The sequence below is a fragment of the Maricaulis sp. genome (assembly GCF_048268525.1).
Classification (GTDB): Bacteria; Pseudomonadota; Alphaproteobacteria; order Caulobacterales; family Maricaulaceae; genus Maricaulis.
Genome location: NZ_JBLWVH010000017.1, coordinates 1 through 19,409, shown reverse-complemented (window position 1 = coordinate 19,409; position 19,409 = coordinate 1). Strand labels below are relative to the sequence as shown.

General features: G+C 63.8%; 21 protein-coding genes and 2 tRNA genes. 9 read left to right on the top strand and 14 right to left on the bottom strand.

Annotated elements, in window-relative coordinates; translation table 11 throughout:
* Positions 1–103 precede the first annotated feature (103 nt).
* From ACN0X9_RS10015 to ACN0X9_RS10005, 3 genes are all read left to right on the top strand, one after another.
* Positions 104–180: transfer RNA gene (locus ACN0X9_RS10015), tRNA-Arg, on the top strand.
* A gap of 168 nt (positions 181–348) precedes the next feature.
* Positions 349–2,124 carry a sensor histidine kinase gene (locus ACN0X9_RS10010; protein ID WP_417487460.1) on the top strand — a complete coding sequence of 592 codons (1,776 nt, stop codon included), beginning with the start codon at positions 349–351 and terminating at the stop codon, positions 2,122–2,124.
* Entirely contained in the window at positions 2,121–2,564 is a 444-nt protein-coding gene (locus ACN0X9_RS10005; RefSeq protein WP_417487459.1) for a response regulator, read from the top strand. The genes ACN0X9_RS10010 and ACN0X9_RS10005 overlap by 4 nt, the downstream gene beginning before the upstream one ends.
* Positions 2,565–2,577: 13 nt before the next feature.
* Here the strand turns inward: ACN0X9_RS10005 and ACN0X9_RS10000 are convergent, their stop codons facing one another.
* The 9 genes from ACN0X9_RS10000 to ACN0X9_RS09960 form a co-directional block, all read right to left on the bottom strand.
* Complete coding sequence (locus tag ACN0X9_RS10000; protein WP_417487458.1) at positions 2,578–3,624, bottom strand: NAD(P)-dependent alcohol dehydrogenase; 1,047 nt, start codon at positions 3,622–3,624, stop codon at positions 2,578–2,580.
* A gap of 73 nt (positions 3,625–3,697) precedes the next feature.
* Positions 3,698–4,489, bottom strand: coding sequence for a peptidoglycan editing factor PgeF (gene pgeF, locus ACN0X9_RS09995; protein ID WP_417487457.1), 792 nt, complete (start codon positions 4,487–4,489; stop codon positions 3,698–3,700).
* Positions 4,486–5,922, bottom strand: coding sequence for a protein adenylyltransferase SelO (locus ACN0X9_RS09990; protein WP_417487456.1), 1,437 nt, complete (start codon positions 5,920–5,922; stop codon positions 4,486–4,488). The genes pgeF and ACN0X9_RS09990 overlap by 4 nt, the downstream gene beginning before the upstream one ends.
* A gap of 38 nt (positions 5,923–5,960) precedes the next feature.
* Entirely contained in the window at positions 5,961–6,884 is a 924-nt protein-coding gene (locus ACN0X9_RS09985; RefSeq protein WP_417487455.1) for an alpha/beta hydrolase, read from the bottom strand.
* A 55-nt stretch (positions 6,885–6,939) separates the two neighbouring features.
* Complete coding sequence (locus tag ACN0X9_RS09980) at positions 6,940–7,164, bottom strand: hypothetical protein (RefSeq protein ID WP_417487454.1); 225 nt, start codon at positions 7,162–7,164, stop codon at positions 6,940–6,942.
* 161 nt (positions 7,165–7,325) lie between these two features.
* Positions 7,326–7,907 (bottom strand): DUF924 family protein, encoded by a 582-nt coding sequence (locus tag ACN0X9_RS09975; protein WP_417487453.1) that lies wholly within the window; start codon positions 7,905–7,907, stop codon positions 7,326–7,328.
* Entirely contained in the window at positions 7,904–9,760 is a 1,857-nt protein-coding gene (locus ACN0X9_RS09970) for a long-chain-acyl-CoA synthetase (RefSeq protein ID WP_417487452.1), read from the bottom strand. Before ACN0X9_RS09970 ends, ACN0X9_RS09975 begins: the two co-directional genes overlap by 4 nt.
* 91 nt (positions 9,761–9,851) lie before the next feature.
* A complete protein-coding gene (locus ACN0X9_RS09965; RefSeq protein WP_417487507.1) occupies positions 9,852–10,739 on the bottom strand; it encodes a DUF417 family protein in 888 nt (295 codons plus the stop codon).
* 440 nt (positions 10,740–11,179) lie between these two features.
* A tRNA-Leu gene (locus ACN0X9_RS09960) sits at positions 11,180–11,264 on the bottom strand.
* Positions 11,265–11,423: 159 nt separating this feature from the next.
* Here ACN0X9_RS09960 and ACN0X9_RS09955 point away from each other — a divergent pair.
* The 3 genes from ACN0X9_RS09955 to ACN0X9_RS09945 are packed head-to-tail and all read left to right on the top strand — an operon-like array spanning position 11,424 to position 13,217.
* Positions 11,424–12,053 (top strand): exopolysaccharide biosynthesis protein, encoded by a 630-nt coding sequence (locus ACN0X9_RS09955; RefSeq protein ID WP_417487451.1) that lies wholly within the window; start codon positions 11,424–11,426, stop codon positions 12,051–12,053.
* A gap of 58 nt (positions 12,054–12,111) precedes the next feature.
* Positions 12,112–12,639, top strand: a complete 528-nt coding sequence (locus tag ACN0X9_RS09950) for a disulfide bond formation protein B (RefSeq protein ID WP_417487450.1) — start codon at positions 12,112–12,114, stop codon at positions 12,637–12,639.
* Complete coding sequence (locus tag ACN0X9_RS09945) at positions 12,636–13,217, top strand: demethoxyubiquinone hydroxylase family protein (protein ID WP_417487449.1); 582 nt, start codon at positions 12,636–12,638, stop codon at positions 13,215–13,217. The genes ACN0X9_RS09950 and ACN0X9_RS09945 overlap by 4 nt, the downstream gene beginning before the upstream one ends.
* Before the next feature lie 9 nt (positions 13,218–13,226).
* On the opposite strand, the gene ACN0X9_RS09940 is transcribed toward ACN0X9_RS09945, so the two are convergent.
* From ACN0X9_RS09940 to ACN0X9_RS09930, 3 genes are all read right to left on the bottom strand, one after another.
* The gene (locus ACN0X9_RS09940; protein WP_417487448.1) at positions 13,227–13,736 is read right to left on the bottom strand and encodes a DUF1697 domain-containing protein; all 510 of its coding nucleotides are present in this window, start codon (positions 13,734–13,736) and stop codon (positions 13,227–13,229) included.
* 17 nt (positions 13,737–13,753) lie between these two features.
* Complete coding sequence (locus ACN0X9_RS09935; RefSeq protein ID WP_011644287.1) at positions 13,754–14,320, bottom strand: HNH endonuclease; 567 nt, start codon at positions 14,318–14,320, stop codon at positions 13,754–13,756.
* Between the two features lie 227 nt (positions 14,321–14,547).
* Positions 14,548–15,213 carry an alpha/beta hydrolase gene (locus ACN0X9_RS09930; protein ID WP_417487447.1) on the bottom strand — a complete coding sequence of 222 codons (666 nt, stop codon included), beginning with the start codon at positions 15,211–15,213 and terminating at the stop codon, positions 14,548–14,550.
* A 252-nt stretch (positions 15,214–15,465) separates the two neighbouring features.
* Between ACN0X9_RS09930 and gluQRS the strand changes: the two genes are divergently transcribed.
* Positions 15,466–16,302, top strand: a complete 837-nt coding sequence (gene gluQRS / locus ACN0X9_RS09925) for a tRNA glutamyl-Q(34) synthetase GluQRS (RefSeq protein WP_417487446.1) — start codon at positions 15,466–15,468, stop codon at positions 16,300–16,302.
* Here the strand turns inward: gluQRS and ACN0X9_RS09920 are convergent.
* Positions 16,299–16,859 carry a hypothetical protein gene (locus ACN0X9_RS09920; protein WP_417487445.1) on the bottom strand — a complete coding sequence of 187 codons (561 nt, stop codon included), beginning with the start codon at positions 16,857–16,859 and terminating at the stop codon, positions 16,299–16,301. The two genes, gluQRS and ACN0X9_RS09920, sit on opposite strands and share 4 nt — an antisense overlap.
* Positions 16,860–16,996: 137 nt before the next feature.
* Here ACN0X9_RS09920 and ACN0X9_RS09915 point away from each other — a divergent pair, with 137 nt between their 5' ends.
* Both ACN0X9_RS09915 and ACN0X9_RS09910 read left to right on the top strand, forming a co-directional pair.
* Complete coding sequence (locus tag ACN0X9_RS09915; RefSeq protein ID WP_417487444.1) at positions 16,997–18,046, top strand: Rieske 2Fe-2S domain-containing protein; 1,050 nt, start codon at positions 16,997–16,999, stop codon at positions 18,044–18,046.
* Entirely contained in the window at positions 18,046–18,252 is a 207-nt protein-coding gene (locus ACN0X9_RS09910; protein WP_417487443.1) for a twin transmembrane helix small protein, read from the top strand. Before ACN0X9_RS09915 ends, ACN0X9_RS09910 begins: the two co-directional genes overlap by 1 nt.
* A gap of 9 nt (positions 18,253–18,261) precedes the next feature.
* Here ACN0X9_RS09910 and ACN0X9_RS09905 read toward each other — a convergent pair whose 3' ends face one another.
* The gene (locus ACN0X9_RS09905; RefSeq protein WP_417487442.1) at positions 18,262–19,368 is read right to left on the bottom strand and encodes a serine hydrolase domain-containing protein; all 1,107 of its coding nucleotides are present in this window, start codon (positions 19,366–19,368) and stop codon (positions 18,262–18,264) included.
* Positions 19,369–19,409 lie beyond the last annotated feature (41 nt).

Here is a 19,409-nt window from a genome sequence, read left to right as displayed (position 1 = left end):
TGGGTTTCCGGCTGGCGGAACCACACGATGTCCGCAAGCCACCGACGGACCGAAGTTCGCACTTGCGTCAGGAATTCAACTATTCCAGTTAGGCATTCTGGTCGGCCCCGTAGCTCAGTCGGATAGAGCAACAGATTCCTAATCTGTAGGCCACTGGTTCGAATCCAGTCGGGGTCACCAGCTTCGTTGGTTTGTGCACCGCATGCGCTGGCCTTTCCGCCTGGAGGGCCCGCTCCGGCCTGCGTGCCAATGCGCGAAGCACCCAACAACCTTAAACCATACAATGTCTTGACTGCACGGTATGGGTCGGTGTCCAATCGGATTCTCACTCAGGAAAGGCAACGGAGAATGCCAACGAGCGCGACCCTCGACCCGAGAACTCCGGCCGGGCTGTACTCGCCCGCCATAGCCAGCCTTGTTGTTGTGTTCATCATGTCCGAGGCCTTGCTTATCAGCTTGGCACCGGGCGGCGCCAATCTGATTGAAACCGGCGTCTCGGCGGCGTTGAGCCTGCTCATCGCCGGTCTCGTGCTGGCCATTCAAATGGTCCGCCGACAATCCTTGCTCCTGCGCCGCGCCAACGCCGTCCGCCAGCTCTCGGAGCAACGCTACGACCTGGTTGTGCGCGGCATGGCCATCGGCGTATGGGATTGGGATATTGGCGAAGACACATTGTTTCTCTCGCCCAACGCCAAGCAGATTTTGGGAATCCAGGCAGGTCAGTCGATCGAAGGTTCCAGCGGCTTTTTTTCACGCGTTCACCCGGATGATGCCGAGCCACTGCAGGAGGCCATCCGGAGCCATATCGACCAGGGCGTGCCCTTTTTTCGCGATATCAGGTTGATGCACAACAAGGGGCACCACGTTTGGTGCCATGTCACCGGTCAGGCCCTGTGGACCGGGCCGCAGGAAGCGATCCGGCTGGCGGGATCAATCGAGGACATCACCGAGGAGCGTGAGCGCGAACTGGCTCGTCGGCAAAGTGAAATGCGGCTTCGCGCGGTAACCCAGAGCGCCGTCGATGCGGTCGTGACCACCAATGCTGCCGGCATCATCCTGGAAGCGAACCCGGCCTGCCTGACCGTCTTCGGGCACGATCCGGCCAAGCTGGTCGGTGAAAATATCCGCCTCCTCACGCCGCTCGAGCACAGCCGCAAGCACGACTACTACATCCGGCACTACATCGAGACAGGATCGAGTGAAATCGTCGGAAAAGTCCGCGAAGTTGATGGGCGGCATGCCGACGGTCATGCCATCCCGATCGAACTCGCCGTGACCGAATACCGAGAGGGGGACGAGCACGTCTTTGTGGCAACAGCTCGCGACCTGTCCGACCGCAAGCGCGCCGAAGCCGAGCGTGAGGCCTTCATTGCCCGCCTCGAAGAGAGTAATTCCGAGCTTGAACGCTTCTCATTCGCCGCCTCGCACGATTTGCGCGAACCCTTGCGGATGATCGCCAATTTCTCGCAAATGCTGCATCGGCGCTATGCCGACAAGGTTGATGCGGACGGACGCCGGGCGCTGGACGTTTGCGCCAATTCGGCCAACCGCATGCAGGCCCTGCTGGATGATCTGATCTCGTTTTCGCGCGCCAGCGATGACCTGGGCCAGGTTGAAACCTTTCTGCCGAGCGACATGATTGACCTGGCGCGCCAGAATCTCGCCGAGGAGGCCGACCGAACGAAGGCCGCGTTTGCCGTCATTCACTTGCCAGAAACGATGCGCGCAAACCCGACCCGTTTTTCCCGGGTGTTTCAGAACCTGATCGCCAATGCACTGAAATACTCCGGCGCATCGGGACCACCTCGGATCCAGATTTCCGCCTCCCCCTTCGAGGCGGGCTGGCTATTCACGGTGTCCGACAATGGTATCGGCATGAAGCCGGAGTATTGCGAACAGATATTCGAACCGTTCAAACGCCTGCATTCAGCGGCAGAATATTCGGGAACCGGGATGGGGTTGGCGATTTGCCGCAAGATTGTCACGAGCGCCGGAGGCCGGATCTGGGCCGAGTCGGACCTGGGCAAGGGCAGCCGCTTCTATGTCTATTGGCCCGACCTCTCAGACCAGGCAGTCGACACCCCATCACAGCAGGCCATTGGCGCCAAGGGAGCGGATGCATGACGGGACAGACACGCGATATCGAAATTCTTCATGTCGAGGACAATGAGAGCGACGCCTTCCTGACCCGGATGGCATTCGAGGACAGCGCTTTCAAGGCACGCCTTCACGTCGTGGTGGATGGGGAGGCGGCGCTGAATTTCCTGTTCAGACGGGACGGGTTTGAGGACAAGCCGACGCCAGACATTGTGCTCTTGGATCTGAACCTGCCGAAATTGGACGGCAAACAGGTTCTCGAACAGCTCAAGACGGCGCCAGATCTGCGGCGCATACCGGTCATCATCCTGTCAAGCTCGCGCGCAGATCAGGATATCGCCGACAGTTATGACCGACATGCCAATGGTTATATTACCAAGCCCGACGAGTTCGGACGCATGCGTGGCTTGGTCGAGGCGATCGAGGAGTTCTGGTTCAGCGCCGCAACGCTCCCCGGCCAGCCGTGAGGGATGGCCGCTGTCAGGTCAGCGTCGCCATGTCGATGACGAAGCGGTATTTGACGTCGCTTTTCAGCATCCGCTCATAGGCCTCGTTGATGTCGGCCATGGCGATCATCTCGATGTCGGAATGAATGCCATGCTTGGCGCAGAAATCGAGCATTTCCTGGGTCTCGGCGATGCCGCCAATGGCCGAGCCGGCGATCGAGCGGCGCTTGGCCAGCAGGCGGCCGACCGAGGGTGAGGGGTGAGCCTCTTCAGGCACGCCGACCAGCACCAGCGAACCATTGACCTTCAGGCAGTCCAGATAGGGGTTGAGATTGTGCGAGGCGGCAACCGTGTTGAGGATGAAGTCGAGCGACAGGCGCTGCGCCTTCATCTGCTCGCGATCCTTGGAGATCACCACCTCGGAAGCACCGAGGCGTTTGGCGTCCTCGACCTTGCCCGGCGAGGTGGTGAACAACACCACCTCGGCGCCCATGGCCTTGGCCAGCTTGACCGCCATGTGGCCCAGCCCGCCCAGGCCGACGACACCGACGCGCTGGCCCGGCCCGACCTTCCAGTGCCGCAGCGGGGAGTAGGTGGTGATCCCGGCGCACAGGAGCGGCGCGGCACCGGCACGGTCCAGCGTGTCCGGAATGCGCAGGACGAAGCTCTCCTTGACGGTGATCTTCTGGGAATAACCGCCATAGGTATGGCTGCCATCCGGCAGGCGTCCGTTATACGTCCCCGTCGCTCCGGTATCGCAATACTGCTCAAGCCCTTCATCGCAATGGGCGCATGTACCGCAACTGTCGACAAGACACCCGACGCCCACTGTGTCGCCAGCCTTGAAGCGCGTGACCGAGGCGCCCACGGCGGCAACCGTACCAATGATCTCGTGCCCGGGAACACATGGGTAAGCCGTGTTCTTCCAGTCATTGCGCGCCTGGTGGAGATCGGAATGGCAGACCCCGCAATGGGTGATCTCGATCAGGACCTCGTCCGGCCCCGGCTCACGCCGGTCGAAGGAAAACGGCGCTAGATCGGCGTCGGCGGACTGGGCGGCATAACCGAGGGACTGCGGCATGAATGGCTCCGTTTCGATGCTTGGGTACGGAAACTTAAGGCAGTCGGGCAGAAAACCAAGGGGCGATTGTCGATCAGCCCGTGTGCGCCAGCGCGATAATGCCCGCCTGGCCGCCAAACAACCCGCTCTGGCCCTGATGATACGACCGGCGGGCCGAGAACAAGCGCGCTTCGGCCGCATAGGTGCACACGTCAGAACGCCAGATCGCGTCCGCCTCGATCCCGGCCATGATCAATTGCCGGCGGCAAGCCTCGCCGACATCCAGATGAGCCCCGCCTTCGGGGTCTTTCGGTGAGAGGATGCCGCCGGTCACCTCGAACACATCTTCAAACGCCGCGACCACTTCCGGACCGACCCGGTAATTGACCGCCGATATCGAGGGCCCGATGGCAGCGCGCAGGTCAGCCGGTTGGCAGCCATAGGCGTCGACCATGGCTTCCACCGTGGCCCCGACAATATCCTGCACCGTTCCGCGCCAGCCCGAATGGATCGCACCAATCGCCCGGCGCACAGGGTCAAACAACAGGATCGGGGTGCAGTCGGCGGTCTGGCAGGCCAAACCCAGCCCCGGCTGATCCGTGATCAGGGCATCCCCCTCCCCGGCCGGCTGATCGCCCTTGGGTGGTCCGTCGACCCGCAGCACCGCGCGGCCGTGAACCTGGTTGGCAAACACCAGCGCGTCCACGCCCAGCGCCTGCCGGACCCGGATCCTGTTTTCGGCGACATACGCAGCCTGGTCCCCGCGCGAGCGGGTCAGGTTGAGCGAGGTATACACCCCCTCACTGACACCGCCGGTGCGGGTGGTGAAGGCGTGAACGAGATCGGGGTGGTCGAGCGTCTCCGCCCGGATAAGGTCGAGTGTCATGGCCGGAACCCTACGCGCTTGTGGCCCAGATCAAAGCCCTTTCCGGCCTGCCGGACGGACCTGATCAACGCGTTGAAGCGTGACCAGTCGTCCTGATCGGCGATGGCGGCCCAGGCGGTTTCAACCTCATCGATCACCATTGTCACCGGCTCCGCTTGCTTGAACACAGAGTGGGACAACCGGTCCGCACGGACCGGCTCGCGTCCGGCAAAGGCATTGCGCCAGGCGTCGAATTCAGGTCCGGCATAGGCGTCGGCGCGCGGGCCGGACAGGGCGCGGTCAGCCGACGCCTCGCCACAGAACCAGTCGTGCAAAGGTGCTTCCCAGACCAGTTTCGACGCTTCCATGAAAGCCAGGAAGCTGCGGACCAGCACTTCATCCGCGGCCTCGCCGGCCGAGACCAGCCCGAAGCGGGCCAGGAAGGCATCCAGCAAGGCGGTTCGATAGAGTTCGGGATAGGCGTTGAGCGCGGCCTCGAGGGTCGAACGCTCACCGACCAGAGCCAGCGCATTGGCCAGCTGCTGCAGCGCCCAGAACACCGCTTCCGGCTGGCGGGCGAAACAATACAAGCCCTGCTCGTCGAAATAGGCGGCGGTGAAGCCGGGCTCGTAATGGGGCAGGAAGCGCCACGGCCCGTAGTCGAAACTCTCACCGGTCAGATTGATATTGTCGGTATTGAGAACACCGTGCACGAAACCCGCCGCCATCCAGCTGGCGGCCAGCCTGGCATTGGCCTCGACGACGGCTGACAGCAGCGCCGCCGGCGCGTCGGCCTCGCCAGCGAGCTGCGGGTAATAGTGCTCGATGGCGTGTCCGATCAGGGCATCGATGCGGTCAGCGGCCCCCTCGGTCGCATGGCGCTGGAAGGTACCGATGCGCAGATGCGAGTGCCCGAGACGGGTCAGCACGGCCGACCGGGTTGGCGAGGGTTCGTCATTGCGGGCCAGCTGTTCACCGGTCTCGAACACGCAGAACGCCTTGGACGTCTGCACACCCAGCGCTTCCAGCATTTCCGCCGCCAGCACTTCGCGGACCGCGCCCTTCAGGGTCAGGCGACCATCGCCGCCGCGCGACCAGGGCGTCTGGCCGGACCCTTTGGTCGCGAGGTCGAGCAGTCGCCCGGCATCATCGCGCACTTGCGCATGGAGGAAGCCGCGACCATCGCCCAGGTCCGGATTATAGGTACGGAACTGATGACCATGATAACGCATGGCGCGCGGCCGGGGCTGATTGTCCGGCAGGGGCTCGAAGCGCTGGAAGTGAGCTTCGCGCTCGGCCGGATTGAGACCGTCCAGACCGATGGCGCCGTCCCAGCGATCATTCCAGAAGCGCTCGATGGCGGCGGGGAAGTCTGCCGGTTCGACCGGGTCGGAAAACTCGTCGCCGAGTTTCGAGAAGGCCGGGTCGGGGCGGTAGGCGGAAGAAAAGCTCATAACTGGCAGCTAAGCGCGCCCGCGGCCGATTGCAAACCTCAACCGCGCAGCCCGTCGCCGAGAATGACTGCGGTCTCGTCGATGATCGCCTTGGCGCCCGGAAGAACCGCGGTCAGATTGAAATAGCCGTGTGGCAGGGTCTTGCCGATGGCGTAGCTGACGGGGATGCCCGCCGCAGCCAACCGGTCGCGATAGGCCTGTCCCTCGTCCAGCAGCGGGTCGAGCTCGGCGGCCACGATATGAGCCGGCGGCAGGCCGGCCAGATCATTGTTGAGCAGCGGCGAGACGGTCAGCTCGTTGGCCTGGTCCGGAGTGCTCAGATAGGCCCTGACGATCTGGTCCAGCGTGAAACTGGACAGGAGATGGCCCTCGAGCAGTTTCGGCTTGGCCTTGCGTCGTTCAACCAGTTGCAGGAGCGGATAGATCAGGAGCTGGAAACAGATCTGGTCACGCCGAGATTGGGCCAGGATTGCTGCCAGGCCACCTCCTGCCGAGTCGCCTGCTACGGCGATGCGGTCCGGCAGGGCGCCGATCTCGGCGGCGCCGCCTTCGGTCAGCCAGTCAAAAGCCGCCAGACAGTCTTCAACCCCGGCGGGCCAGGGGTGTTCCGGTGCGAGGCGATAATCGACCGCCAATACACGCGCGCCCGAATGGGCGGCCAGGCGACGGCACAGCCGGTCATGGCTCTCCAGATCACCGATCACATAGCCACCGCCATGCATGAAGAAGGTACAGGGACCGTCCGCCTCAACACCATTGGGACGATAGAGCCGCGCCGGAATGTCACCCTCGGCTCCTGGGACAGAAAGATCACGGACCTCGGCAACTTCCGGCGGGCGCACATCCATGTGCGGCGCGGCGTTGCTCAGGGTCTCGCGCATGCGCGGCGCGGCACGGGCCGGCTCAAGCGGGTCCGGCAATCCGAATTTGGTGAGGGCCTCAGGCCAGGCGGGCGTATCCATGCCGTCGGGTTAGCATGGCTGCGAGCGGAGGCAAACGCGGCAGATTGGACCAGGGTCAGTGTAGGGTAACAGCGCCGTCACGATCCAGCCGACCGGCCAGGGCGTCTTCCATCACCGAGCGCAGGGCGCGCCAGGCATCGGCGCTTTCGGGCAGACCCTGACCGTCCAGATCGGTCACCGCTTCGTCGGCATAGCCGATCGCCTGCGCCCCATGCAGATCGACCATGGTCCAGGCAATCTGGTGGATGTCTTGGGCGGTGATTTGCACATGCGGGGTCATTCTGGGCTCCTGCCGGAAGGGGTGTCTTGCCCAGTTAAGAGCAAGGCCCGGGCCACAAGGAGTCGTGATTAAATTTAAATAAATCAAATATTTATGTTTTCCACAGATCGGCGCGCCCTGCCCTGCGGTCGAAATTGCCGAGTCGTTCTGTCCGGGCAGTATCAGGCGCGTTTGCGGCCCGGTGCATATCCGCCGCCTTGCAGATACGCCGTTTCGGCCGGCGTGGAGGTCCGCTGGAGCGCCTCATTGCGGTAGGGAAAGCGACCGAACTGGCGGATCACATCGCGATGCTTGATGGCATGATCGAGCGTGCCGCTCCCCGACAGCCGCTCTCCGGCGAGAGCGACGCACAGATCCTGGTCCTCGATTTCCTCGGAATGCATGAAAGGCATGTAGACGAAGGCCCGGCGATCGTCCGGAATGGCCCAGTCGAAGCCGCGCTCAAGCATGTTCCAGGCAACATTGCGGGCGATCTCGTCATGCGCGAAGGCATGACCGGAGCCCCGCCAGGCATTGCGGGTGAACTGGTCGAACATCAGGATCAGGGCGAAACTGCCAAAGGCGCTGTCTTCCCACGGATGCTCGCTCTCCCACCACAGCCGCGCATGGTCCTCAATGGGACGGGCGAACAGACGCCGCACGCGGGCGTCGAAGGCCGGCGAGGACGCGTACCAGCGGGCCGGGCCGGCGGCCTCGAACCAGAAGTCGAGGATTTCGTCGATGGTGGGGTCGTGAATACTCATACCCGCAGGCTACCCGATTGGATCGCCTCGTACAGCTGCGGCGTCATCGGCACATAGCGCCCCTCGCCGGGGTGATCGAGCAGGATGGTATCCTCGACCTTGGTCGGATCGAACCCGTCCTTGACCAGATCGACCTTGCGGAACTTGAAGGTGCCGGTTGTGTCGGTCTGTTGCTGGAGACGCAGGAAGAGCGGGCGGGCGAAGGCCGGCAAGGACGCATGCACATGCGCATGCAGCGCCTCCAGATCCAGGCCCTTGGCAGCTTCGGTGACCAGCGCCGCCATGCCAGCGCGGCCAGAATGGCCGTTGACCTCAACGCCATAGACATTGGCCTGCTCGATGCCCTTGAAGGAAAAGGCCTCGGCGACCTCGCCGGTGGCCACATTCTCCGACTTCCAGCGGAAAGTGTCGCCGACCCGGTCGATGAAATAATAATAGCCCAACTTGTCGCGTGACATCAGATCACCGGTGCGGAACCAGGCATCGCCCGGCTCGTAGACATCGCGCAGCACCTTCTTCTCGGTGTCTTCCTCGGAACCGTAGCCGTCAAAGCGGAACCGCGCATCGGACGGATCGATCCGGCCAATCGCCTCGCCAACCTCGCCCGGTTCACACGGCACACAGCGCCCTTCAGTGGTGCGCAGCGGCATTTCGCTGTCGAGATCGAACTTCACCAGATCGATATTGAAGCGGCTTTTGAGATAACCCGGGACCCGGCCGACAGCGCCGGGCTGATTATAGGCGTTCACCAGGCCGACATTGCCCTCGGTCGAGCCATAAAATTCGACAATGTCCGGCACGTCGAAGCGGGCCTGGAAGGCATCCCAGACATCCCGGCGCATGCCATTGCCGATGGCGCAGCGAATGGTGTGCCCCGCTTCTTCCGGCACCGGGTCCGAATTGACCAGGAAGCGGCACAGCTCACCGACATACATGAACAGGGTTGCCTTGAAGCGCTGCACATCGGGCCAGAAGGCGGAGGCGGAGAAGCGCGGACGAATGACCAGCGCACCGCCGAATGACAGGGCGCAGCCGACCCCGCACAGGCCGCCGGTGGCATGATAGAGCGGCAGCACCATCATCATCCGATCTTCCGGCGCAGCCTTGGCGATGAGCGCGAAAATGTTGAGATAATAGAGCGCCCGCACATGCGTCATCAGCGCCGCCTTGGGCAGGCCGGTCGTGCCGCTGGTGAACATTTTCAACACCGGATCACCCGGCTCGACCGCCGCGCGTACAGCGCGATCAGGCCGCACATCACTCATCCCGGCGAGGGCATCATCCAGTCCTTTGGCTTCGGAGAAAGAACCGTCGAACGACCAGGCCTGGATGTCGCCGACACCGCAGGCCCGTGCCGCGTCATAGGCGTCAGAGAGGGCGCCCTCGACGATCGCGTGGCGGGTCTCGCCAATGGTCAGGCAGTGGGCCAGCGACTGCCCGGCCAGCTGGCTGTTGATCAGCGAGGTGACGATGCCGACCTTCGACAGACCGAACCAGACGGCGATATATTCCCAGCGATTGGTCATGAACAGGGCGACAGAGTCGCCGGGTTTCAGTCCCTGCTCCAGCGCCCAATTGGCGATTTTGTTGGCGAAGGCGTCAAACTGGCGATAGCTGATTTCGCCATCATCCAGGATGGCCATCGGGCGGTCGGGAAAGCGGTCGACGGTGGTCTCGATATGATCCGGGACACGCAGACCGGAGCCGGAGCCGACCTTGCCGATCTTCTTCAGCACCGAGAGCATGCTCGTCACATAATTGAACTCGCGCGCGATGGCGCCCAGCATGCCCATTCGACCAAACCTCCCTTGTTTCTTTGCGCGTGACGATATGGCCCGCCCCCTTGCGGTCAAGCGAGGGCGGCCGCTCGGGCGGCAAGTGTGAACACATGTTTCAGAAGATTACCGGCGAAAGCTGCGTCAAGCGAGCCGGTCCGCGGCCAGGCTAGCGGCGTCGCATGGTACCTTCACGGCCCGTCTCCGACAGCAGCGCCAGGCAGGCAGCCAGCAGGGGCAGGTCCTTGAGCAGGAAATGTCCGGCTCGCCCCAGCGCCGGGAAGCCACCCAAATCGGCCGACCAGCTTGCCGGAAAGGTGAACAGGAAACTCAGGGTCAGCACGAAGGTGAGCATGGCCAGACCCAACCCGATCCGGAACAGCGTATTGGAAAACCAGTAGCCGACCAGGGCGATGACGGTGATCAGTTCGATCATGCCGATCAGGTTGGACACGGTCTGCAGCGGCATCAGACCCAGCAGCCAGGCGAAGAACGGGCTGGTCTGAACCAGCGGCTCGATCCCGGCCGCCTCGACCGCGGTGAATTTCATGCCGCCGATCCAGCCCAGGACCAGCACCAGGCCCAGCCACATCACCGGCTGGCTCCACAGGCGCATGTCAGTGTGACGCTGGGCGAACATGCGTGAGTTCGCGAAGCTCCCGCCCCACAGGGACAGTCCCAGGATGGCGACATATTTCAGGATGCCCTGACCGGACCCGATGGCCGGAAACCCGCCCGCCGCTTCGATCCACACCGGATTGGTCAGCAACACCGTCAAGGCGAGGAAGGCATAGAGCCCGGTCATGGCAAAGCCGATGCGCCGGAAACTGCCCGACGGGATCGGCGCGCCGACCAGCACGGCGGCAATGATCTGGTAGACACCCAGCGTCTTGGCCGCAGATCCGGCCTGGTCGACCAGTCCGGACAGGAAGGCATGCCCCTCGATCCAGCTGCCAGTGATCTGGGTCCCGACCCCGGTGAAATTCATCACCCCGAACCACAGGAACATCACCGCCAGCGACAGGCGGGCAAACAACAACGCGTTTCCAGGCGACACCAAGATCAGGCCTCCGTCCAGGCTCGAAGCGAAAGGCTATCACCCGTCGCGGTGACTGACGAGGACGGATTTCAAGAGGTTGATGACGGTGCAGTCAGGGAGGGAATAAGGCGTGTCATGACACCCCCGGCCCCAACAGGGCCGCAAGCGCGACCGCGCGCCGGGCGGTCAGCCCGCCCCATCGGAGGCGTGAGCGCAGCGAGTTGCCGTGAGATCAAGACCCGGCCCCACAGGGCCGCAAGCGCGACCGCGCGCCAGCGCTCATGCGCTGCCCCATCGGAGGCGCGAGCACAGCGAGCTGCCGTGAGATAAAAAGTAACCCGCCCCGACGGACCGGTCGCGAATACCCCAGCCTTGAGCACGTTCCATGTGAGCATCGACCCCAGCTGCGAAAGCGGTGCCGGGCTCGGGTCGAGCGGAGCGGGAACAGGAAAGAAAAATGGTGCCCCTGGCCAGACTCGAACTGGCACTTCCGAAGAAAACGGATTTTGAATCCGTCGCGTCTACCAATTCCGCCACAGGGGCCTGTGATCGCCGGTCGGGCCTGTTTGGACAGGCGGTTCGAGCCGGGGAAATTCGGAGGCGCAAGCTGCCCATCCGGCCTCAACCTGTCAACAACCCATTGCGCTTGGCCGACCCTGTCCATGCAGCTAGGTTCGGGACCGCTCCACAACGGATGGGATGATGACTGACACCACTTCGCCGCGCGGCCTCATCGGGACGCTGGAACAGATTGCCGGGACGGCACCCGATGACGGGCTTTCGCTGGGTGAGTTCGTCGATGCGCTGGGCGAACGCGCCTTCGGGGTCATCCTGTTTGCGATGGCGCTGCCGGTCTGCATCCCCTTTCTCTATGGTGTGCCGCAGGTGATGGCGCTGCCGATGATGGCGCTGTCGGCGCAGATGGCGATGGGTCGGCCGGAGCCATGGCTGCCGTCCGGCTTCAAGGCGCGCCGGATCGACAAGGCGGGGCTGACCCGCATGGCACGCGGCGGCCGCAAATGGTTCGGCTGGCTCGAAGCGCTTGCCCGGCCGCGCCTGACCGGCCTGTCCGGCGCCATGGCCGAACGGTTTGTCGGTGGCACCTTCGTGCTGTTCTGCGCCTCGATCCTCGTCCCGCTGCCGCTGACCAATTCGACGCCGGGCATCGCGCTGGTCATCGGGTCGCTGGGCCTGCTCACCCGTGACGGCCTTCTGGTCCTCGCCGGACTGGTCCTCGGCATCGCCTGGATCGCGCTGCTGGTTACGCTGTTTTCATTTTTCGGCATGGCGGCTGTGGATGTATTGAAGGACTTCATCCGGTCCCTGGTCTGACCGGTTTTCGTTCATGTGCGCATTGGTCGCGGTGCGTGGCTCAGGTGATCTCGTAAGAATGCGTTTCATGAACCCGGTTCTGACCCAGTTTCCCCTGACCCGCTGGCCGCTGCTTCTGGCGGGCGGTTCGCTCATGCTCATGCTGGGCGCCTGGGGTTTTCAGTATATCGGCGGCTATGCGCCGTGCGCGCTCTGCTATGATCAGCGCCACATACATCTGACCGTGATCGCGCTGGGCCTGGTTTTCGGCGTGGCCCTGATTGTCCGGCCGGGCCTGGCGAAGTTTGCGCCGTGGATGATCTTCGCCATGGCGGCCGTGCTGGTCTACTCGGCCGGCTTTGCCTTCTGGCATGCCGGCGTCGAGTATGACTGGTGGGAAGGCCCCGCGACCTGTACGAGCACCGGCGGCATGCCGCAGGTTGACCTGTCCTGCATCATCGACGGCACCGACTGCGGCCCGATTGTCCTGTGCGATGAAGCGGCCTGGACCCTGCTGGGCATTTCAATGGCCGGTTACAACGCCCTGATTTCTGCTGTCATGGCGATTGTCGCCACGCTGGTCGGCATCAAGGGGCTGAAGTCATGACCAAGGCGGACCGGACCAAATCCTTCACCCCGCCCATGCCCGGCAATCGTCGCTCGCCGCGCCGCATCGAGGAAATGATCCGCGTCGATCATGCCGGCGAATATGGTGCCGTTGCCATCTATCAGGGGCAGCGCGCCGTGTTCAAAGCCCTGCCCCACAAGGCCCGCATTGCCCGCCAGCTGGAAGAGATGGAAGCCGACGAACAGGTCCATCTGGACGCGTTTGACGGGCTGATCTTCAAGCACGACGCCCGGCCGACCGCGCTGGCGCCGATCTGGAATATCGCTGGTCGGGCGCTGGGAACGGCCACCGCCCTGATGGGTGAGAAGGCCGCCCACGCCTGCACCGAAGCGGTCGAAAGCGTGATCGAGCAGCACTATGCCGGTCAGGTCGAGGAGCTGCGTGCCATGGGCGAGAACGAGCTGGCCGACCTGTTCGCCAAATTCCGCGAGGAAGAACTCGAACACCGCGACCTCGCCATCGAGGAAGGCGCCAAGCAGGCGCCGGGCTATGCCCTGCTGTCGCGCGCCATCGAGGCCGGTTGCCGGGTGGCGATCAAGGTCTCCGAGCGGGTCTGATCGCGGCGCCTAACCGGCCGCCATCTGCACCAGTTTTGCCACCGTGTTCATATTGCGCGCGGTCCCGGCCTTTGCTGCCGGAATGACCAGTTTCGACTGGCCCATACCGTCCACATAATGGGTGTAGATCTCGCGCTGACCGGCGCCGACCTTCTCGCCCGCCTGGTGTTTCAGCGTGGCCTGCAGATCGGCGGCCGGAGCGGTTTCAAGAAACAGTACCACGCAGCGATTGCCTGTCGCTTCGGGGAAGGGATTGTTGTCACACACGGCCTTCATCGCCGCCGGTGTGCGCATGATCACACCGACCGGCTTGCCCGCGTATTCTGCCAGCGCCGTCTCGAGTTTCGCTCCGGCTTCCGCGACACCCAGTTCGCTCTCGAAGACCAGGTTTCCGGAGGCGATATAGGTGCGCGGATTGTCGAAACCGATCCGCTTCGCCATGGCCTTGAGCTCGGCCATGGGCAGCTTGCCGGTACCGCCGACATTGACGGCCCGCAGCAGGGCGATGTGGGTTGGCATGAGGGCGCTCCGGACGTCTAGCGTTCCAGCTCGATATCCCAGTAAAGATAGTCCAGCCAGCTTTCATGCAGGAATTTCGGCGGGAAGCGGCGGCCCTGGGATTGCAGCTCGTGCATGTTGGGGCGTTGCGGCGGGCGCGGCAGCGGCATGCCCGCCTCGCGTGGTGTGCGGCCACCCTTTTTCAGATTGCACGGGCCGCAGGCGGCGACGATGTTTTCCCAGCTGGTCTTGCCGCCGGCGCGCCTCGGGATGACGTGGTCGAAGGTCAGCTGCTCGACGCCATGCTTGCCGCAATAGACGCATTTGAAACCGTCGCGGAGCCAGACATTGTATCGTGTGAAGGCCGGCGTGCGCTCCTGGTGGACATAGTCGCGCAGGGCGACCACTGATGGCACGTGCATCTCGAAACTGGGCGAATGCACGACCTCGTCATAATGCGAGACCACGGCCACCCGCTCCAGGAAGACATTCTTGATGGCTTCCTGCCACGGCCAGGTCGATAGCGGCCAATAACTCAATGGCTGATAGTCCGCATTCAGGACCAGACAGGGCCATCCCTGCAGTGCCCGATCAAGCACCTGCATGGCGACCTCCCTCGCTGCGACCGGTCCCAACCGGCCGGATGGGACAGATCAGGAGGGGGCGGGTATTCCGGACGAACGTCCTGAAAGCACACCTCCCGTCGCACGCCGGAGGCAGATCCGTTGGTTCGAATCACGTCGCACCCGGCGCTTGCAGGAAGGCTACTCCCGTTCGCGTGTCAGTCCTATGACGAGCTCGCGAATCCTCGATGACACCCCGCCTGTGTGGCTCAGCGGTAACGCCCGGCCAGGGCATTGGCGATGAAATGGCGACCGATTTCCAGCCCGTCCTCGCCGATGGAATGGGGCAGACCCTGCGAGATATGCCATTGCGCGCCGTGACCGGCGGCGGCCAGATTTTCCAGCGCGTCGAACATGAAACCGAGCGGCAGGACCTGGTCCTGGTCACCGTGAACCAGCATCACCGGCGGTTTGGAGCGCATCTCTTCTTTCAGGCGCCCGCCCCCCGGCAGCGCTCCGGAAAAGCCCATGATCCCGGCCACCGGCCGTTCGCGGCGCAACCCGGTCGCCAGCGACAGCATGGTCCCCTGCGAGAAGCCACACAGCACCAGATCCTGCTCGGTCAGGCCATAGCGGGTGAGTTCCTGGTCGATGAAGGCATCGACAATCGGCCAGGCGGTTGCCGCACCGGCCTCGATCCGCTCCGGATCAAGATTGGAGATCGGGAACCACTGATACCCGTCCGGCGCGCCCGGCACCGGGTCCGGCGCATTCGGCGATACCCACTGAACATGTGGCAGATCCCGCGCCCAATGCTGGCCCAACCCGATCAGGTCCTGCCCGTTCGAGCCATAGCCATGAAGGAAGATCACCAACTTTTTCGGTGCGGATCCATCCCGCGGCGCGACGCGCGGTCCGTCTATCGGTCGGGTCATGAAGGGCTCCGGATTGATTGCAGACTGGATAGAGGGATGCGGGGGATGGGGGCAAGAGGCGAGTGGGGCGCACGTACCATCCCGCATATTCTTGTCATCCCTGATGGACGCCCGGCGCAGGCCGGGCGCAAGTCAGGGACCTAATTCGTGGCACCACATGGATCCCTGCCCTGCGTCCGGCCTTTGCCGGACATCCGGCAGGGATGACAATCCGGGTATTGAGTTTTTTGAAAAACATGGCTCCCTCCCACAATGACCTTCACAACCCGCTTTGCGCCCTCTCCCACCGGGCACCTGCACATCGGCCATGCCTTCTCGGCCTGGACGGCGTTTCAGGCGGCGTGCGAGGCGGAGGGGCGGTTCATCCTGCGGATGGAGGATATCGATACCGTCCGTTGCAAGCCGGAATTCGAGCAGGTCATCCTCGACGATCTGATCTGGCTGGGGCTGGACTGGGAAGAGCCGGTCCGACGGCAGTCGGAGCATTTTGATGATTATGGGCGTGTGTTGGAGCGGCTGAAGGCGCTGGGCGTGGTCTATCGCTGTTTCAAGACACGGCGCGAAATCATGGCCGATATCGCCCGCGCGCCGCATGGCGTTGGCGAGGTCTATCGCGGACCCAATGAGCCAATGAGTGAGGACGCGGAAGCCGACCGGCTCGCGGCGGGCGAGGCCTTCGCCTGGCGCCTGTCGCTGGCACGGTGCCGCGACCTGCTGGGGCCGCGTTTTGCTACCATGCGCTATCTGGAAGAGGCCCAGGGCGATCAGCTCGCCGATCCGGACCCGCTGGGCGATGTCATCCTGGCGCGCAAGGATGTCGGCACCAGCTATCACATCGCGGTGGTGCATGATGACGCCCTTCAGGGCATCAGCCATGTCATTCGGGGCGAGGATCTGCGCGAGATGACGCCGCTCCATGTCCTCTTGCAGACCCTGCTCGACCTGCCGACACCCGTCTACCGGCATCACCGGCTTCTGCTGGACGAAAACGGCGAGCGCTTTGCCAAGCGCAACCAGTCGGTGACGCTGAAATCCCTGCGCGAGAGCGGCGTGACGCCGGACGAGGTCCGGGCCCGGTTTGACGGCTAGGGCATGCGCCCCGCGACCTCCTCACGCTCGAGCACACGGGTCAGCGTCCCGTCCCGCCAGACATATTCACGCACCGCCACCCGGCTGCCTGCGGAACCCGCGAACACGCCCTGACGGACCACGAAACGCGCCTCCTGGTAGTCGGTCCGGGTGGAGACTTCATTGCCCGACATCAACCAGATGACCCGGTAGTCCGTGCCCTCAGACATCAGGGCGGGAAAGGCGCAGATCGACCCGCCGCAAAAATAGGCGACCGCCGATCCCAGCTCGCTGCGGCATTGCAGGTCCTGGGTCGAGATGGCGAAATCGGGCAGACGGTCATCATTGATGAAGCCGACCGCCCGGGGCGCCGCTTCGATCGCGGCTTCGCTGCAAGTCAAGGCACCCTCACTCATGCGCGTCAGATGGGACTGTAGCGCCGCCACGGCCGCTCCCGGCAGGCGGGCCTCGTCAGGGAGCGGATCGGGCTCACCGGAACAGGCGGACAGGGCCATAACCGCCACCAGGCAGATTGTGGTGGCGGGCCTCCCCGGAACACCGGATCGCGTGTCGTGCATGCGCGTCATCCTCCAACGCGCCCCCTTTGCGACCATCAGACTAGCGCCCCGCCCCGGCGCGCGACAAGTCCATATGCCGCACATGTGATGCCGCCCGCCTGCTAGGCAGGCGCGGCACAACGCGCTATGTGGCGATCATGTTTGTCAAAGACCTGTGGTATTTCGGCGCCCTCACCAGCGAGCTCAAGCCGGGTCAGCATCTCCATCGCGAGCTGCTTGGCCAGCCGATCCTGTTCGGCCGCGACCATGACGGCAAGGCCTATGCCCTGAAGGACATCTGCCCGCACCGCGGCATCCTCTTGTCGGGTGGCGAAGCGCAGAACCATGATGGCGAGACCCAGGTTGAATGCCCCTATCATGGCTGGCGTTTCCGCACTGACGGCTCGTGCGCGGCGATCCCGTCGCTGACCGCCGACCAGGCCGAGGCGATGGACCTGACCAAGATCCGGGTACGCCGCTTTCCGGTCCAAGAGGATCAGGGCCTGATCTGGATCTGGTATGCCGACGAGGCCAATGCCGAGGTCGCGCCGAGCACCGACCCGCCCAAGCTCGACATTCCCGACGGGCACAGGCCGAAACTCGTGGTGCACGACGTTTTCAACTGCCATGTCGACCACGCCGTGATCGGTCTTATGGACCCGGCCCACATCCCCTACATCCACCGCCAATGGTGGTGGCGCTCGGCCAAGTCGGTGCACGAGAAGACCAAGAAATTCGGCCCCGTCGAGCGCGGTTTCTCGATGCTGCCGCACGTTCCGTCGAAGAATTCCTACCTCTATTCGCTGATGGGCGAGCCGCAGACCGAAATCCGCTTCCAGCTGCCCGGCCTGCGCACGGAATACGTCAAGGCCGGCGGCCGGCATTTCACAGGTTTTACCGCCGTTACGCCAACGAACGAAAATTCGACCGCGATCACCATCGTCGTCTACTGGGATCACTGGCTGCCATCGATCGTGCCCAACCCGGTGATCCGCAAGGGCATCGAGACCTTTGTCGGCCAGGACCGCGATGCGGTGAACGCCCAGCAGGTCGGCCTGGCCTATGATCCCAAGCTGATGCTGATCCATGACAGCGATGTGCAGGCGAAATGGTATTTCGCCCTCAAGCGCGCCTGGGACAAGCATCGCGAGACCGGCGAACCCTTCAAGAACCCCGTACGCGCATCCGAACTGCGCTGGAGAAGCTGATGGATACCTTCCTCACAGGTCTGCTCTACATCGCCATGCTGGCCGTCCTCGTGACGCTCGGCTTTGGTGTTTTCAACATGTACAAGTCGGACGACAAGGCGCGCTCGCGCTCGAACAAGCTGATGCGCCTGCGCGTCGTGCTGCAGTTCGCGGCCGTGCTGCTCATCGTCGCGATTTTCCTGGTGAAGGAAAACCTGGGCGGCTGACGCCAGCGGTCACTCGCCGAAAGCCTCGCGGGTTGCCCGGTTGAAATAGGGCCCCAGCGTCTCGACGTCGCCGTCATTGGCGCCAATGATCACCGCCCGGTCGCGATCCGGCCAGATCGTCATCTGCACCAGCCAGAGCGTGTTCGATCCGTTGTGGATCAACCGGGGGCCATCGATCGCCCAGCCCATGGCATAGTGTTCGCCAAACGGCGGCGTATGCAGGATCTCCCAGGACCCGGCATCGAGGAAGCCCGTATCCTCGCCACGCGCCCCGGCCATGTGCACAGCCAGATAGCGTGACAGGTCTTCCAGCGACATGTGGACCGTGCCGGCTGGTCCCAGAACCGGCGGATTGTCGGCCGTCGGACCGGGCGCATAGGCCGCCCGCCGCCCGAACAGGCCGGACCGGTGACCGCGCGGCTGATCGACGCTCTCGGCACTTCCCGGCGCACCAAAACCCGCGCTTGCCAGACCGAGCGGCTCGAACACCTCGCTTTGGATCAGGACTTCCCAGTCTTCCCCGGTTGCCTGCTCCAGCATGGCACCCGCCACGACATATCCCGCGTTGGAATAGAGGAATTCCGCTTCCGGCTCGGCCGCCGGCTCCGCCGACAACACCATCGCCGCATAGGCGATACGCTGCGGCGCGATTTCGCCACCTTGCGCCCCCTGGGCGATGAAGCTGAGCATGGCCGCCGGACCGACATTGGCCGGCAGACCGGACCGGTGACTGAGCAGGTGACGGAAGGTCAGCTCGCGATAGGCGGGATTGATGTCATCGACCACCTCGCCGAGGTGCTGGACAATCGTATCGTCCCAGCTGACACGTCCCTGCTCCACCAGTCGCGCCACCAGGGTCGCGGTCATGGACTTGGTATTGGAGCCGAGATGCCAGAGGTCATCCGGCTGAAGCGCGATATCGGTGTTGACCGCCCGCACTCCGGCGAGGCCGAGCTCGATCTCATCGCCCTGCCGGATGAGAATTCCGATTCCCGGCGCTCCGGTGCGCTCGCGGACGGTTTCCGCACCGGCCTGGACTCCGCCGTCCCGGGCGTCGGCGACCGACAGCGTCACCGCGACCAGGCTCGCCGCCAGGACCGTTATTGATTTCAGCATATTCCCCGCCCTTTCAACCGAGCCGTCCTGTCGCTAAGACT

Excerpts from the sequence above, each read along its gene's own strand:
- ACN0X9_RS09940 (WP_417487448.1), bottom strand. The coding sequence starts at position 13,736 with ATGCCAACCCACATCGCCCTGCTGCGGGCCGTCAATGTCGGCGGTACC.
- ACN0X9_RS09935 (WP_011644287.1), bottom strand. The coding sequence starts at position 14,320 with ATGCAGGTGCTTGATCGGGCACTGCAGGGATGGCCCTGTCTGGTCCTG.
- ACN0X9_RS09985 (WP_417487455.1), bottom strand. The coding sequence starts at position 6,884 with ATGGATACGCCCGCCTGGCCTGAGGCCCTCACCAAATTCGGATTGCCG.
- gluQRS (WP_417487446.1), top strand. The coding sequence starts at position 15,466 with ATGACCTTCACAACCCGCTTTGCGCCCTCTCCCACCGGGCACCTGCAC.
- ACN0X9_RS09955 (WP_417487451.1), top strand. The coding sequence starts at position 11,424 with ATGACTGACACCACTTCGCCGCGCGGCCTCATCGGGACGCTGGAACAG.
- ACN0X9_RS10010 (WP_417487460.1), top strand. The coding sequence starts at position 349 with ATGCCAACGAGCGCGACCCTCGACCCGAGAACTCCGGCCGGGCTGTAC.
- ACN0X9_RS09915 (WP_417487444.1), top strand. The coding sequence starts at position 16,997 with ATGTTTGTCAAAGACCTGTGGTATTTCGGCGCCCTCACCAGCGAGCTC.
- ACN0X9_RS09905 (WP_417487442.1), bottom strand. The coding sequence starts at position 19,368 with ATGCTGAAATCAATAACGGTCCTGGCGGCGAGCCTGGTCGCGGTGACG.
- pgeF (WP_417487457.1), bottom strand. The coding sequence starts at position 4,489 with ATGACACTCGACCTTATCCGGGCGGAGACGCTCGACCACCCCGATCTC.
- ACN0X9_RS09950 (WP_417487450.1), top strand. The coding sequence starts at position 12,112 with ATGCGTTTCATGAACCCGGTTCTGACCCAGTTTCCCCTGACCCGCTGG.
- ACN0X9_RS10000 (WP_417487458.1), bottom strand. The coding sequence starts at position 3,624 with ATGCCGCAGTCCCTCGGTTATGCCGCCCAGTCCGCCGACGCCGATCTA.
- ACN0X9_RS09920 (WP_417487445.1), bottom strand. The coding sequence starts at position 16,859 with ATGCACGACACGCGATCCGGTGTTCCGGGGAGGCCCGCCACCACAATC.
- ACN0X9_RS09945 (WP_417487449.1), top strand. The coding sequence starts at position 12,636 with ATGACCAAGGCGGACCGGACCAAATCCTTCACCCCGCCCATGCCCGGC.
- ACN0X9_RS09910 (WP_417487443.1), top strand. The coding sequence starts at position 18,046 with ATGGATACCTTCCTCACAGGTCTGCTCTACATCGCCATGCTGGCCGTC.
- ACN0X9_RS09990 (WP_417487456.1), bottom strand. The coding sequence starts at position 5,922 with ATGAGCTTTTCTTCCGCCTACCGCCCCGACCCGGCCTTCTCGAAACTC.
- ACN0X9_RS09975 (WP_417487453.1), bottom strand. The coding sequence starts at position 7,907 with ATGAGTATTCACGACCCCACCATCGACGAAATCCTCGACTTCTGGTTC.
- ACN0X9_RS09980 (WP_417487454.1), bottom strand. The coding sequence starts at position 7,164 with ATGACCCCGCATGTGCAAATCACCGCCCAAGACATCCACCAGATTGCC.
- ACN0X9_RS09930 (WP_417487447.1), bottom strand. The coding sequence starts at position 15,213 with ATGACCCGACCGATAGACGGACCGCGCGTCGCGCCGCGGGATGGATCC.
- ACN0X9_RS10005 (WP_417487459.1), top strand. The coding sequence starts at position 2,121 with ATGACGGGACAGACACGCGATATCGAAATTCTTCATGTCGAGGACAAT.